The sequence below is a fragment of the Streptococcus sp. SN3 genome (genome assembly GCF_030439905.1).
In genome coordinates this window covers 245,094-258,904 of record NZ_JAQFJF010000001.1, presented here as the reverse complement: position 1 = coordinate 258,904, position 13,811 = coordinate 245,094, and the positions used below count along the sequence as shown (strand labels likewise).

The 13,811-nt window shown below is 41.4% G+C and carries 14 protein-coding genes; 3 read left to right on the top strand and 11 right to left on the bottom strand.

The window, feature by feature from the left end; genetic code table 11:
* Window positions 1–89 precede the first annotated feature (89 nt).
* The 3 genes from murB to PCY71_RS01035 all read right to left on the bottom strand — a co-directional run bounded on the left by murB (window position 90) and on the right by PCY71_RS01035 (window position 3,543).
* The gene (gene murB, locus PCY71_RS01045; RefSeq protein WP_002897679.1) at window positions 90–995 is read right to left on the bottom strand and encodes a UDP-N-acetylmuramate dehydrogenase; all 906 of its coding nucleotides are present in this window, start codon (window positions 993–995) and stop codon (window positions 90–92) included.
* A gap of 393 nt (window positions 996–1,388) precedes the next feature.
* On the bottom strand, window positions 1,389–2,255 hold the full coding sequence (thrB, locus tag PCY71_RS01040; RefSeq protein WP_002909872.1) for a homoserine kinase: 867 nt from the start codon (window positions 2,253–2,255) through the stop codon (window positions 1,389–1,391).
* Between the two features lies 1 nt (window position 2,256).
* The gene (locus tag PCY71_RS01035) at window positions 2,257–3,543 is read right to left on the bottom strand and encodes a homoserine dehydrogenase (RefSeq protein ID WP_048773271.1); all 1,287 of its coding nucleotides are present in this window, start codon (window positions 3,541–3,543) and stop codon (window positions 2,257–2,259) included.
* 140 nt (window positions 3,544–3,683) lie between these two features.
* On the opposite strand from PCY71_RS01035, the gene PCY71_RS01030 reads away from it, so the two are divergent.
* Window positions 3,684–4,649, top strand: a complete 966-nt coding sequence (locus PCY71_RS01030; protein ID WP_048773268.1) for a polysaccharide deacetylase family protein — start codon at window positions 3,684–3,686, stop codon at window positions 4,647–4,649.
* 104 nt (window positions 4,650–4,753) lie between these two features.
* Here the strand turns inward: PCY71_RS01030 and PCY71_RS01025 are convergent, their stop codons facing one another.
* The 8 genes from PCY71_RS01025 to PCY71_RS00990 form a co-directional block, all read right to left on the bottom strand.
* A complete protein-coding gene (locus PCY71_RS01025) occupies window positions 4,754–5,710 on the bottom strand; it encodes an ABC transporter permease (RefSeq protein ID WP_002900479.1) in 957 nt (318 codons plus the stop codon).
* A 2-nt stretch (window positions 5,711–5,712) separates the two neighbouring features.
* On the bottom strand, window positions 5,713–6,768 hold the full coding sequence (locus PCY71_RS01020) for an ABC transporter permease (protein WP_002906683.1): 1,056 nt from the start codon (window positions 6,766–6,768) through the stop codon (window positions 5,713–5,715).
* Window positions 6,761–8,293 carry an ABC transporter ATP-binding protein gene (locus PCY71_RS01015; protein WP_002900481.1) on the bottom strand — a complete coding sequence of 511 codons (1,533 nt, stop codon included), beginning with the start codon at window positions 8,291–8,293 and terminating at the stop codon, window positions 6,761–6,763. Before PCY71_RS01015 ends, PCY71_RS01020 begins: the two co-directional genes overlap by 8 nt.
* 136 nt (window positions 8,294–8,429) lie before the next feature.
* Window positions 8,430–9,485 carry a BMP family protein gene (locus PCY71_RS01010; protein WP_048773266.1) on the bottom strand — a complete coding sequence of 352 codons (1,056 nt, stop codon included), beginning with the start codon at window positions 9,483–9,485 and terminating at the stop codon, window positions 8,430–8,432.
* 71 nt (window positions 9,486–9,556) lie between these two features.
* A complete protein-coding gene (locus tag PCY71_RS01005) occupies window positions 9,557–9,946 on the bottom strand; it encodes a cytidine deaminase (RefSeq protein WP_002906685.1) in 390 nt (129 codons plus the stop codon).
* On the bottom strand, window positions 9,933–10,595 hold the full coding sequence (gene deoC / locus PCY71_RS01000) for a deoxyribose-phosphate aldolase (RefSeq protein WP_048773264.1): 663 nt from the start codon (window positions 10,593–10,595) through the stop codon (window positions 9,933–9,935). Before deoC ends, PCY71_RS01005 begins: the two co-directional genes overlap by 14 nt.
* Before the next feature lie 17 nt (window positions 10,596–10,612).
* Complete coding sequence (locus PCY71_RS00995; protein WP_048773263.1) at window positions 10,613–11,890, bottom strand: pyrimidine-nucleoside phosphorylase; 1,278 nt, start codon at window positions 11,888–11,890, stop codon at window positions 10,613–10,615.
* Window position 11,891: 1 nt separating this feature from the next.
* Window positions 11,892–12,479: a class I SAM-dependent methyltransferase gene (locus tag PCY71_RS00990; RefSeq protein ID WP_048773261.1), complete on the bottom strand. Its 588-nt coding sequence runs from the start codon at window positions 12,477–12,479 to the stop codon at window positions 11,892–11,894.
* Between the two features lie 94 nt (window positions 12,480–12,573).
* Between PCY71_RS00990 and coaA the strand changes: the two genes are divergently transcribed.
* Window positions 12,574–13,494: a type I pantothenate kinase gene (coaA, locus tag PCY71_RS00985; protein WP_048773260.1), complete on the top strand. Its 921-nt coding sequence runs from the start codon at window positions 12,574–12,576 to the stop codon at window positions 13,492–13,494.
* Between the two features lie 70 nt (window positions 13,495–13,564).
* Window positions 13,565–13,801, top strand: coding sequence for a 30S ribosomal protein S20 (gene rpsT, locus PCY71_RS00980; protein WP_002895661.1), 237 nt, complete (start codon window positions 13,565–13,567; stop codon window positions 13,799–13,801).
* Window positions 13,802–13,811: the final 10 nt, after the last annotated feature.

Genomic DNA, 13,811 nt, shown 5'->3' with positions numbered 1-13,811 from the left:
TCCGTGTCGATAGGCTTTCACCCCCTTACTAAGTTGCAGCCAGCTGCAGTTCCTTATCCAGCATACTTCTACTGGAAATCATATCTGTCTTACAGAGATTCACCAATGATGCGGACTTCGCGCTCCAGAGTAATACCTGAATTTTCCCGCACCCTTTCAATCACATGAGCGATAAGATTTTCGTAATCTTGAGCCGTTCCTTTATCGACGTTAATCATAAAGCCGGCATGCTTCTCAGATACCTCTACACCACCGATCCGATGCCCCTTGAGTCCTGCTTCACTAATGAGCTGACCAGCAAAGTGACCCAAAGGACGCTTGAAAACAGAGCCACAGGATGGATATTCCAAAGGCTGCTTGAGCTCCCGCAGATGGGTTAAGCGCTCCATTTCCTGACGAATCGTTCTGTGAACACCAGGTGAAAGAGCAAACTTAGCAGAAATAACGATATCGCCCGTTTCCTGAACCAGTGAATGACGATAGCCAAACTTCATATCCCGAACGTCCAGCGTTTTGACTTGACCCTGAGGAGTCAGTACCTTGCAAGATACCAAGACATGAGCAATCTCGCCGCCATAAGCCCCAGCGTTCATAAAGACAGCTCCGCCAACGCTACCTGGAATACCACAGGCAAACTCAAAGCCAGTCAGACTGTTCTGCAAGGCGATATGGGTTGTCTGAATCAGATTAGCTCCAGCCTCTGCCTCAATCATATAGCCATCCACCGCTACATTGTTGAGCTTGTCAAACATAATCACGAAACCTCGGATACCACCATCTCGCACAATGATATTACTGGCATTTCCCAGCACCATCCAAGGAATGTCTTCTTGATTAGCAAAATTGACAATACGAGCCAACTCATAACGATTGCGAGGGAAAACTAAGAAATCAGCTGCACCTCCGACCTTTGTGTAGGTATATTGGCTCAAAGGCTCATTGAAGCGAATGTCGATTCCCTCTAATTCAGATTTTAATTTCTCTAGTTTTTGCATGATTTTCTCTCTTTTATGTAAACAAAATACACTCTATTATATCAAAAATCTATGGCATTTACGATAGATTACAAAGAAAAAGCTGAGAAAGGTCAGCTTTTTATTGATTATAATTGCCTAGTAGCAAAACGCTGTGTTTGACTAGAAAGGGCATTCCTGATGGCACCGAAAACTAGCTCACTCGCCAGAGCCTGTAATTCTAAATGATCCATAAAGTGAATTATCCTCCTTTAAGCTAGACCCATTATAGCACAGTTAGGTATAAAAAGATAGGGATATCAAATCCTTATTTTACAAAAAGAAAAAAGAGGTTCATAGAAAATGAACCGCACCCCAAAAGTTAGACAGAAAAAATCTAACTTTTGGGAGTCAGTACAAAAACCTCTTGATGATTTATTTTTCTACCCGGACACCCTCTGTGTCTACCTGAAGTCGGAAGATTTGCCCCTTGAAATTCTGTTTTTGCAAAAGCTGGTATATCTTTTCCGTCTTGTGCTTAGGCGAAAGGACCATAACAGTCGGCCCCGCTCCTGAGATATAGGTTGCATAAGAGCCGTTTTTTCTGGCCAAGAACTTAATATCTGAAAATTCCTTGATCAAAGGCTGACGGTATTTTTCGTGGAACAAATCAGACTCGATAGCCCGACCAGCAATTTTCATATCACCTTTTAAAAGAGCTGCAATCGCAACATTGGCAATGGAGCTAGCCGCAACAGCTTCCTTGTAAGAAAGCCGATTTGGTAAGACTTGGCGGCTCTCAACCGTCCGAAGCTCATAGTCTGGGATATAGGCGATGAAGTCTGCGTCCGGAAAGTCCGCTACCACAGCAGATACCTGATTTCTAGATGAGCTAGATACGACCAAATTACCATAAATAGCCGGCGCAACATTGTCAGGATGACCTTCAATCTTTGTAGCAATTTTTAGCTTCTGATAATCTGACAAATTAAGGTGAGCTAGCTGGTTGGCCAATTCAATCCCAGCCACAATGACTGAGCTAGAAGATCCAAGCCCGCGAGCCAATGGAATATCACTGGTCATTTTTAAACGACGCGGCTGAATATCTGGAGCCAACTGCAGCGCAATCTTAACCAGTAAATTACGCCGATCCTTAGGAATTCTCGGATTGAGGTCGTGCTCAATCACCCACTCCTGACTTTCTTCCAAGACTTCAATTTCCAGATATTTTGACAGGGCTACCCCAACGGAGTCAAAGCCAGGACCGATATTGGCACTGGTCGCTGGTACAATAATTTTCATCTTAATCTCCTAATACTTTGAAAGTATTGAGCAAGTCAAACTCAGCAACTTCTTTGAGCTTAGCAGTGACATTTTCCAGCTGTGTCTTGCTGACAGCATGGGTAATAATCACCACGCTAGCCTTCTCACCATCTGTACCTTCCTGCAGAATCTGCTTAAAGGAAATATCCTCAGCATTGAAAATCTCAGCCAAATGCAGAACTTGACCTTTAGAGTCAGGTGCCAAGATAGAGAAGTAATAGCTGCTCTTTACATCTTCTGGCTTAGCTAGCACAAGCTCACGGCTGAATTCATTAAAGGCCTTGCCAACTGTTCCATCATTCAAACGGCGACTGATGCGGACAATATCTGCCACAACACTAGTTGCAGTTGGTTTTTGACCAGCTCCCGGTCCGTAGTACATAGACTCTCCGATACCGATGGATTCGACAAAGACGGCGTTCATCACCCCATTAACACTAGCCAGCGGATGCGCTTTTGGCAGAAAAGTTGGAGCTACTTCTGCTGCAATTCCTGATGGCGTTTCTTCGATAGAACCTACCAGCTTGACTACATAGCCAAGGTCTTGAGCAACAGCCACATCTTCTGGTGTGATATGCCGAATTCCCTGATGACCCACATCTTCAAACTTAACATTCATACCAAAAGCGAACTGGCTGAGAATAACCATCTTGTAAGCCGCATCAATGCCATCTACATCATTGGTTGGGTCGCTTTCTGCAAAGCCAAGGCGTTGCGCTTCAGCAAGAGCGTCTTCATAAGACCACCCCTCTTCCACCATCTTGGTCATCATAAAGTTAGAGGTTCCATTGACCACACCCAAGATACGGGTAATTTTGTCAGAAGCTAATGAATTAACCAAGGTACGGAGGATTGGAATTCCGCCTGCAACAGCTGCTTCATAGTAGAGAGCCACATTTTGCTTTTGAGCAATTTCCAGCAACTCTGCTCCGTGAACAGCCAACAAGTCCTTATTGGCCGTTACTACATGTTTGCCAGCTTCAAGAGCACGAGTGATGAACGTTTTCGCTGGCTCAATCCGTCCCATCAATTCCACAACTATAGTAATCTCAGAATCGTTCAGAATTTCTTCAACATTTGTTACAAAATTAAAGTCATTTCCAGCTGCTAAAAGACGATCTTTTTCGGCATCATCTTTGACCAAGACTTTAGCAACCTCAATCTCTGAATAAGCCGCTTGAACGATTTTTTCTCCGTTTTCTTTCAGCAAAAAAGGCACACCGCTTGCCACTGTTCCAAAACCAAGTAAAGCTATTTTAATAGACATGAAGCACTCCTTGAAAATTTCTTGTATAAAAAATATTATAACAAAATTATATAAAAATGCCTACAAAACTACTTCTTTATTTGTTATAATAGATGTAAATTTCCGCAAGGAATTGTAATTTTTTAAAAAAAGGAGATATTATGACAGGAAAACACCGAGGAAATCGCATGCAGCAACGCAAAGCTAGAAAAAGAGCTATTTTGCTTTCTTTAACGAGTTTATTACTTTTTCTTGTCCTGATTGTAGGTGGCTTTTCTTTACTAGCCAAGCTGCAAAACTCGCACAATCAAAAAGAAGCTAATAACGTGTCAACGAACCAGGTCGATACTTCATCTAAAACTTCGTCAGCACCGACTCGGGAAAAAAAGACTGCTTCGGATGACAGCAGTAAAGACAAGGTCAAATGGGTCAAACAAGACCAGCCAGTTCAAGTTCCTATCTTGATGTATCATGCCATTCATGTCATGGATCCATCAGAAGCAGCTAATGCTGGTTTGATTGTAGATCCAGCTACATTTGAAAGCCATCTGAAAGCCTTGAAAGACGCAGGCTACTATCCACTAACACCAGAAGAAGCATACAAGGTACTGACGGAGAACGTCCTGCCAGAAAACAAAAAAGTCGTCTGGCTGACCTTTGATGACAGTTTAAAGGATTTCTATACTAATGCCTTTCCGCTTCTCCAGAAATATGACATGAAAGCAACAAATAATGTCATTACCGGATTTGTTCAAGCAGGGCGTGAAGATATGCTGACGCTAGATGAGATAAAGGAAATGAAGGAAAAAGGCATGTCCTTTGAAGACCATACCGTCAACCATCCTGACCTCTCAGCGACTGCAGAAGACCAACAAAAAATTGAGTTAAAAGACTCCAAGTCTTACTTAGACAAGGAACTGTCTCAAACCACAACAACTGTTGCCTATCCATCTGGACGATACAGTGATGCAACCTTGCAGATTGCTGAAAGCCTTGGCTATAAAATGGGACTGACAACCAATAACGGACTAGCTTCCTTATCTAATGGCTTGCTCACACTTAACCGAGTACGCGTTAATCCAACCACCACTGCAGAAGACCTGCTAAATGAAATCGCAACAAACTAATCTTAAAAAGCCTGCTTCACCTGAAGCAGGCTTTTTCTATTCCTATGATTATAGCTTCTTTCAAACACCAAAAAACACCAGCTCCAAAGAACTGGTGTAAAGGTTTATTTAGACTTGATATAGTTGATACCATCCGCTTTGGGAGCAACTGATTTACCAAAGAAAGCGGCTAAAACAATGATTGTCAACGCATAAGGCGCGATACGAAGATAAACCGCAGGTATATGAGCAAGGAAAGGAATCTGAGTAGAAACAACAGCTAGGGCTTGGGAAAGTCCAAAGAAAAGACTTGAAAGCATAGCACCTATCGGATTCCATTTACCAAAAATCATGGCAGCTAAAGCAATAAATCCAGGGCCGACAATAGTCGTAGCAGAGAAATTAACCGAAGCAGATTGAGCATACAAAGCTCCACCTACTCCTCCCAAAAATCCTGAAATCAACACTCCATAGTAACGCATGAGATAAACGTTAATCCCTAATGTATCGGCAGCTTGAGGATGTTCACCTACTGAGCGTAAGCGAAGCCCAAATTTCGTCTTAAACATGATGAACCAAGCTAAAAATGAGAATCCAACAGCTATGTAACCCATCAAGCTAGTATTCTTAAAGAAAATATCTCCAATAACAGGAATATTAGACAAAATCGGAAAATCAAATTTACCAAAGGATAAATCAATATTATTAGTTTGTCCTTTTCCATAAATAGCCTTCACAAGAAAGACAGCTAAAGCTGGCGCCAGCAAGTTCAGTACAGTACCGCTAACAACATGATCAGCACGAAAATTAATGGTTGCTACTGCATGAATCGCAGAAAAAATGAGACCAACTAAACCACCTGCGAGAAGAGAAAGCCAAATAGTCATTCCTCCTAAGCTTTCAGCGAAAGTCAGGTTAAAAACAACTCCTGTAAAAGCTCCCATGACCATGATGCCTTCCAAGCCAACATTAACAACACCAGCATGCTCAGAGTAAGCACCTCCAATACTGGTGAAAATGAGAGGAGCGGCATAGACCAGCATATTTGATACAAGTATTGTTAGAATAGCAACAATATTCATCTTTACTCTACTCCTTTCATTCGTTTTTTAGGTTTGATATATTTTTCAATAATGTAGTGAGCACTTACAAAGAAGATAATGGAAGCTGTTACAATATTGACAAGTTCTGGAGGAATAGTAGCTGTTGTCATACCAGGCGCACCAGTTTGCAATGTTCCAAGTAGAAACGCAGCAAAAATGATTCCGATAGGAGAGTTGCTAGCAAGAAGAGCAACTGCCATACCATTAAATCCAACAGCCAGAGATCCAGCTTGAACATAAACGTTCTGGAAAGTACCTATACCCTCAACTGCTCCTCCAATACCACAAAGAGCTCCAGAAATCACCATTGAAAGAATAATAGTACGTTTCGCCGACATCCCTGCATAATCTGAAGCATTTGGATTAAGACCTACTGAGCGAATTTCGAATCCAAGTGTGGTTTTCTTTATGATAAACCAAATTACAGCAACAGCAATCAAAGCAATGAAAATTCCAATATTCATACGTGACTTAGTAAGCTCTGTAAGAAAGTCTAGACGATAGCTAGCGTTTGCCGAAACAGGAATACTCGATTCGGAATCAACCATTAGTTTTTTAGGAAAATTCCGAATAATTTCATTTCCAGCAAAAAGAACAATATAGTTCATCATAATGGTAACAATAACTTCGCTTGTACCTAAAAATGCTCTTAACAAACCCGGAATTAAACCGATTAAACCACCGGCAACTGCTGCTACAAGGACAGTCAGCGGTAACATTGCAAAACGAGGAATGGTTGGAAAAGATAGGGCAAACCAAACAGCTGCAATCCAACCTGCCAAAGCTTGACCAGGTAAACCAACATTGAAAAAACCAGCACGACTAGCCACTGCAAACCCAAGAGCAATCAAAATTAGAGGCCCCATGGTTCGGAAAATTTCTCCAATATTTTTAATGGAACCAAAAGCTGTTTTGAACAACTCTTCATAACCCCACAAGGCATCATAACCAAAAATCCACATGATGATGGCGCCAAGTAAGATTCCTAAAAGAACTGAAATAAAAGGAATAGCAATTTGCTGTGTTTTTTTATCCATTAGAACCCTCCTTGATTTTTCCACCAGCCATGAGAATACCAAGTTCTTGCTTATTAGTTTCAGATGGCTTTACAATTCCTTGAATCTTTCCATCGTGAATAACAGCAATACGGTCTGATAAATTAAGAATTTCATCTAATTCAAAGCTGACAACAAGAACGGCTTTCCCTTTATCACGTTCAGAAATTAAGCGCTTATGAATATACTCAATCGCACCAACATCCAATCCGCGAGTAGGTTGACTGACAATTAATAGATCTGGATTACGATCAACTTCTCGAGCAATAATAGCTTTTTGTTGATTTCCCCCTGACAAAGCACCTGCTGGAACAAGTTCACTAGCTGCTCTAACGTCAAATTCTTCCATCAATTTACGGGCATATGAATTAATTTGATTATAATTCAAAACACCTTTGTTACTGAGCGGTTCTTTATAGTAAGTCTGGAGAGCAATATTTTCAGAAAGCATCATTTCAAGTACCAAACCATCACGATGACGATCCTCAGGTACATGACTTACTTGCATTTCTGTAATCTTTCGTGGAGAAAGTCCTACAACTTCCCTTCCTTTGATTTTAATACTTCCTGATTTTACTTTTCGAAGTCCTGTAATAGCCTGAATCAACTCACTCTGACCGTTACCGTCAATCCCAGCAACTCCTACGATTTCACCTGCATGAACATCAAGAGAAAGCTCTTTAACAGCTGGTACACCACGATTCTCATTCACTATCAAATCAGAAATTTGAAGTACAACGTCTTTCGGTTTAGCTTCTTCCTTTTCAGTAACAAAAGAAACCGAACGTCCAACCATCATTTCAGCCAAATCTTTATTTGAAACGCCCTCAATGCTAACAGTTTCAATTGATTTTCCACGGCGAATAACTGTGACACGATCCGCTACTGCTCGAATTTCATCTAGTTTATGAGTAATCAGGATAATAGATTTCCCTTCTTTAACAAGAGTTTTCATAATATCCATTAATTCCAAAATTTCAGCAGGGGTCAATACTGCCGTTGGCTCATCAAAGATCAAAATTTCGGCACCACGATAGAGGGTCTTCAGGATTTCTACACGTTGTTGGGCACCAACAGAAATATCTTCAACCTTAGCTGTTGGATCAACAGCTAAGCCATAGCGTTCTGATAATTCAAGGATATCTGCATTAGCTTTTTTCAAATCTAATACACCTTTATTCGTTATTTCGCTACCAAGAATAATGTTTTCAGCAACAGTAAATGCTTCAACCAACATAAAGTGCTGATGAACCATTCCTATTCCGAGAGCTGCAGCCCTAGAAGGAGAATCCAATTTTTCCGATTTTCCGTTGACAAAAATTTCTCCACTAGTTGGCTCTAAAAGACCAGCCAACATATTCATCAAGGTAGATTTCCCAGCTCCATTTTCACCAAGAAGTGCATGAATCTCACCTTTACGCAGTTGTAGGTTGATTTTGTCATTTGCGACAAATTCACCAAAAACTTTGGTTATCTCACGCATCTCAATGACATTTTCATGTGCCATTAGAGTATTCCTTTCTAGAAAATTATATTTTATTTCAGTAGAGCCTACTAATCAAGTTAGTAGGTTCTATTGAGACAAAATGTCTCAATACCCTAAAAAAGCAACCCAAGAAGGTTGGGTCGCTTCTGGATCTTTATTATTTTTCAGGTGCTTTTACACTACCATCAATAATCTGTTTCTTAGCATCTTCTACAGCTTTTTTAGCATCTTCAGATAGGTTAGAAGTTGTCAATTCAACTCCACCATCTTTCAAACCAAATGTAATTACTTTCCCACCCGGGAATTTACCATCAGCTGTTTGAGTAGCAATCTCTTGAACAGTTTTGCCAACTTGTTTTAAGCTGGAAGCAAGTACAAAGTTAGATTCCTTACCATCTTTAGACTTGTATTTACCTTCTTCAGCTTGATCACGATCGACACCGATTACCCAAACTTTTTCGTCTTCATTTTTCTTCTCATTCAAGTCTTTTGCTTCTTTAAAGACACCTGCTCCAGTACCACCAGCAGCTTGATAAACTACATCAGCTCCTGCGGCATATTGGGTTGCAGCAATAGTTCTTCCTTTTTCAGGATTATTAAAGTCTTCGGCATATTGAATATCAACTGAAATATCTTTGTTAACAGACTTCACTCCTGCTTCAAAGCCTTTTTCAAAACGAGTGATAACTTCGCCACGTGCCCCTCCAATAAAACCAACTTTGTTAGTCTTCGTAGTTTTTGCAGCAGCAACACCTGCAAGATAAGCAGCTTCATTATCAGCAAAAACAGCAGATGCTACATTCTTCTTGTCTTTGATAACAGAATCAATAATAACATAATTAATATCAGCATTTTCATCAGCAGCAGCTGTAACAGCAGGTGCTAATTTATAACCAACGCCATAAACTAATTTATAACCATTTGTAGCTGCTTGACTGAAGTTATTTGCAAAATCCGCTTCACTTGTAGACTGGTAGTAAGTAAAGCCTTTATCTTTAGAAAGACCGTTTTCTTTACCCCAAGCTTGCAAACCTTCCCATGCAGACTGGTTAAATGACTTATCATCAACACCACCAGTATCAGTTACGATAGCGGCCTTCAAATCAGTTTTCGCATCTGAAGAATCTGAGCGAGAAGCACGGTTTCCACATGCAGCAAGTCCGAATGCTGCGACAGTTGCTAGACCAAGACCTAGACATTGTTTTTTGTTCATTTCTGAACCTCCTAAATAAGATGTGCAACACAGTTGCAAGTTTGAATTTGGTCAGATGACCGATAACAGACTTATGTTAAATCTGTAAAAGAATATGGAAGTAATTCCTTGACCGTCATCACGACCGTCGATTTATCTTTAGCTACCAAGGTCACTTTTAGATCCTCAGCAAAAAATTCTGCCATTACTTGGCGGCAGGCACCACAGGGTGATATGGGTTTTTCCGTCTCACCGTAGACAATCAGCTCCTCAAAATCTAAAGCTCCTTCTGAAACTGCCTTAAATATAGCTGTCCGCTCTCCACAGTTGGTCAAGCCAAAACTGGCATTTTCAACATTAACGCCGGTAAATACTCGTCCGTCTTTAGCGACTAAAACCGCTCCGATGGGGAAATGAGAATAGGGAACATAAGCATTTTTGCTGGCTTGGACAGCCAAGTCAATCAACTCAGTAGTCGCCACTAGCTTCTTCTCCCTTCATAATTGCCACACCGGCTGAAGTTCCGATACGAGTCGCACCTGCTTCAATAAAGGCCAGCGCATCTTCATAAGAACGAGCACCGCCAGAAGCCTTGACGCCCATGTCAGGACCAACTGTTTTTCTCATAAGGGCAACATCTGCGACTGTCGCACCGCCAGTTGAAAATCCTGTAGAGGTCTTAACAAAATCAGCTCCAGCTTTCTGAGCTAATTGGCAGGCCTTAACCTTCTCCTCATCTGTCAGCAGGCAAGTTTCCAGAATTACCTTGACCAAGGTACCGTTAGCAGCTTCTACAACCGCACGGATGTCTCGCTCTACCAAATCATAATCTTTAGATTTCAGAGCACCGACATTGATGACCATATCCACTTCGCCCGCACCCTTTTGAATTGCGTCCTGCGTTTCAAAAGCTTTCACATCGGAAGTGTTGGCTCCTAAAGGAAAACCAATTGGCACACAAACCTTGACGTCTGAGTCTTTCAGCTGCTCCGCAGCAAACTCTATCCAGGTTGGATTGACACAGATACTGGCAAAATCATAAACTTTTGCTTCTTCAATTAACTTCAGAATCTGCTCTTCTGACGCTTCAGGTTTTAAAAGCGTATGGTCTATGTATTTGTTTAATTTCATGTTGGCTTCTCCTAGAATTAAGCAATAACCTCGATAATCTCGCTTACTGCAACGCTTTCATCACCTATTTTAACATTTTTTTGAAAATCTGTAACTAGTTCTTGAGAAATTTTTTCATTTGAATAAATTTTTGCGAAAACTTCTCCAATTTCAACCTTGTCTCCGACTTTCTTTTCGAAAACAATTCCTGTTTCATAATCCAAGTCGTCAGATTTAACTGCCCGTCCTGCTCCAAGTCTCATGGCAAAGAGGCCGAATTCCATAGCAGGCAGTTCAGTTATATAACCTGCCTGTTCTGCTTTCACATCTACAATATGAGCTGCACTTGATGGACGATAGAGATCTTCCAAGTCACCACCTTGAGCTACAACCATAGCTTCAAATTTCTTCAAAGCAGCACCGTTGGTCAGCTGTTCTCTTACTTCTTCCACCGTTTTCTCAACATCTGCCAGTCCGAGCATAATCTGAGCTAACTCACAAATGAAAGTTGTGATGTCTTCACGACCCCTGCCCTGCAAAATATCCAAGGCTTCCAAGATTTCAAGACGATTGCCAATGCTGGTTCCCAAAGGCTGACTCATATCTGTCAGAACAGCTACTGTTTTTCTGCCGACAGCCTTGCCCAAATCTACCATAGTACGTGCTAGTACACGAGCGTCATCAATATTTTTCATAAAGGCGCCTTCACCGACCGTCACATCCAGAAGGATACTGTCTGCACCAGCAGCAATTTTCTTACTCATAACAGAGCTAGCTATCAGCGGAATGGTATCAACAGTTGCTGTTACATCTCGCAAGGCATAGAGCAACTTATCCGCTAGCACCAACTGATCAGACTGACCGATAACGGACAAGCCGATTTCCTGCACCTGCTTGATAAAGTCTTGCTGACTGCGCTCTACCTGAAATCCCTTAATAGATTCTAATTTATCAATTGTTCCACCAGTATGACCCAGACCGCGGCCACTCATTTTAGCAACTGGCACACCGAAGCTAGCTACCAATGGTACCAAGACCAGAGTTACTTTATCACCAACACCGCCAGTAGAATGTTTATCTACTTTTATTCCCGCGATTTCTGACAGGTCAAACTGCTCTCCAGTTCCAACCATGGTCATGGTTAAATCCGAAATTTCCCGAGTCGTCATACCTTTAAAATAGACAGCCATTGCAAAGGCTGCCATCTGATAGTCGGGCACCGTCCCGTCCACATAACCCTCAATCAGCCACTGAATTTCCTGACTGGTTAGCTCCAGACCGTCTCTCTTCTTTTGGATAATATCTACAGCACGCATCCTATTTTTCGCTCCTTAGTATATAGTAGCCTTTGTCCTTCTTAACAATCTCACAATTACCGAAGATAGCTTCCATCTTCGTCTTGGCACTGGGCGCTCCTTGCTTCTTCTGAATCACAAGGGTTAAATCACCGCCTTCTGTCAAATGCTCATAGCTTCCGCTGATGACTTCGTGCACGACTTGCTTACCAGCACGAATCGGCGGATTACTGATAATATGGTCGAAAATGCCACTGACCTTTTCATAAACATTTGACTGGAAGATATGAGCAGATACCTGATTTCTCTCAGCATTCTTCTGAGCTAAGTCCAAGGCCCGCTGGTTGATATCTACCATGGTCGCAGCCACTCCGTACGCTTTGGCTAAAGTCAAACCTAGTGGCCCATAGCCGCAGCCAACATCCAAGACCCGTTCTCCAGCTTCAAAGTCCAAGACAGACAAAAGGACCCGACTGCCATAATCAATCATCTTTTTACTGAAGACACCAGCATCTGTCAAAAAAGTCAGCCGCTGTCCTAACAGTTCCACATTTAATTCATGAATATCGTGTTTGGCATCAGGATTTTCTGCAAAATACATTTTAGTCATACAACCATTTTATCATAATTTTCCTAGATTTGTAAATCGTTTTCATTTCTCCAAAAAGTATGTTATACTAAAGTCCATCATACAGGAGTAACTTATGACTAACGAATTTCTTCACTTTGAAAAAATCAGCCGCCATACTTGGCAAAACCTGCACCGCAAAACAACTCCGCCTCTGACCCAGGCCGAACTTAACTCTATCAAGAGTTTCAATGACAAGATTAGCCTGCAGGACGTGACAGACATTTACCTCCCCTTGACCAATCTCATTCAAATTTATAAACGTTCTAAGGAAGACTTGGCTTTTTCCAAGGGTATTTTTCTACAAAAGGAAAGCCGAAAACAGCCCTTTATCATCGGCGTTTCTGGCAGTGTGGCCGTTGGGAAATCCACCACTAGCCGTTTGCTGCAGATTCTGCTTTCTCGGACTTTTTCAAATGCGACAGTCGAGCTGGTTACCACAGACGGCTTCTTGTTTCCTAATCAAATTTTAGAAGCTAACGGCATTTTAAACCGCAAGGGTTTCCCAGAAAGCTATAATATGGAGCTGCTTCTTTCCTTTCTAGACAGCATAAAAAACGGTCAGAATTTCCAAATTCCCGTCTATTCGCATGAAACTTATGATATCGTCCCTCAGGAAATGCAAGAGGTAAAGGCTGCTGACTTTGTTATTGTCGAAGGCATCAATGTTTTCCAGAATCCTCAGAACGAGCGCCTCTATATGACAGACTTTTTTGACTTTTCTATCTATGTTGATGCAGAAGTCGAAAATATTGAAAACTGGTATCTGGATCGCTTTAAAAAAATGCTGACGCTGGCTGAAAACGACCCAAAAAACTACTACCACCGCTTCACCACGCAATCAGAAGAGGAAGTAGTAACCTTCGCCCATAATGTATGGAAAAGCATTAACCTTGTTAACCTGCTAGACTACATTGAGCCAACCCGCAATCGGGCAGAAATTATCCTGCATAAAGCCGGAAATCATGAAATTGATGAAATTTACTTAAAAAAATAAAAAAGCTTGTCAAATCCTAACTTTTCATATATAATTAGATAGTTAGTATTTTCAATGGAGGTGAAACAACTTGGCAAACATTAAATCAGCTATCAAACGCGCTGAATTGAACGTGAAACATAACGAAAAAAACTCAGCTCAAAAGTCAGCTATGCGTACTGCAATCAAAGCATTTGAAGCAAACCCATCTGAAGAACTTTTCCGTGCTGCTAGCTCAGCTATCGATAAAGCAGAAACAAAAGGTTTGATCCACAAAAACAAAGCAAGCCGCGATAAAGCACGCCTTTCAGCTAAACTTGCTAAATAATGCATACAAA

Bases quoted from the DNA above. Each gene is read 5' to 3' on its own strand.
- coaA (WP_048773260.1), top strand. From the start codon at position 12,574: ATGACTAACGAATTTCTTCACTTTGAAAAAATCAGCCGCCATACTTGG.
- PCY71_RS01030 (WP_048773268.1), top strand. From the start codon at position 3,684: ATGACAGGAAAACACCGAGGAAATCGCATGCAGCAACGCAAAGCTAGA.
- PCY71_RS00995 (WP_048773263.1), bottom strand. From the start codon at position 11,890: ATGCGTGCTGTAGATATTATCCAAAAGAAGAGAGACGGTCTGGAGCTA.
- PCY71_RS01035 (WP_048773271.1), bottom strand. From the start codon at position 3,543: ATGTCTATTAAAATAGCTTTACTTGGTTTTGGAACAGTGGCAAGCGGT.
- deoC (WP_048773264.1), bottom strand. From the start codon at position 10,595: ATGAAATTAAACAAATACATAGACCATACGCTTTTAAAACCTGAAGCG.
- PCY71_RS01025 (WP_002900479.1), bottom strand. From the start codon at position 5,710: ATGAATATTGTTGCTATTCTAACAATACTTGTATCAAATATGCTGGTC.
- PCY71_RS01010 (WP_048773266.1), bottom strand. From the start codon at position 9,485: ATGAACAAAAAACAATGTCTAGGTCTTGGTCTAGCAACTGTCGCAGCA.
- PCY71_RS01020 (WP_002906683.1), bottom strand. From the start codon at position 6,768: ATGGATAAAAAAACACAGCAAATTGCTATTCCTTTTATTTCAGTTCTT.
- murB (WP_002897679.1), bottom strand. From the start codon at position 995: ATGCAAAAACTAGAGAAATTAAAATCTGAATTAGAGGGAATCGACATT.
- PCY71_RS00990 (WP_048773261.1), bottom strand. From the start codon at position 12,479: ATGACTAAAATGTATTTTGCAGAAAATCCTGATGCCAAACACGATATT.
- thrB (WP_002909872.1), bottom strand. From the start codon at position 2,255: ATGAAAATTATTGTACCAGCGACCAGTGCCAATATCGGTCCTGGCTTT.
- PCY71_RS01015 (WP_002900481.1), bottom strand. From the start codon at position 8,293: ATGGCACATGAAAATGTCATTGAGATGCGTGAGATAACCAAAGTTTTT.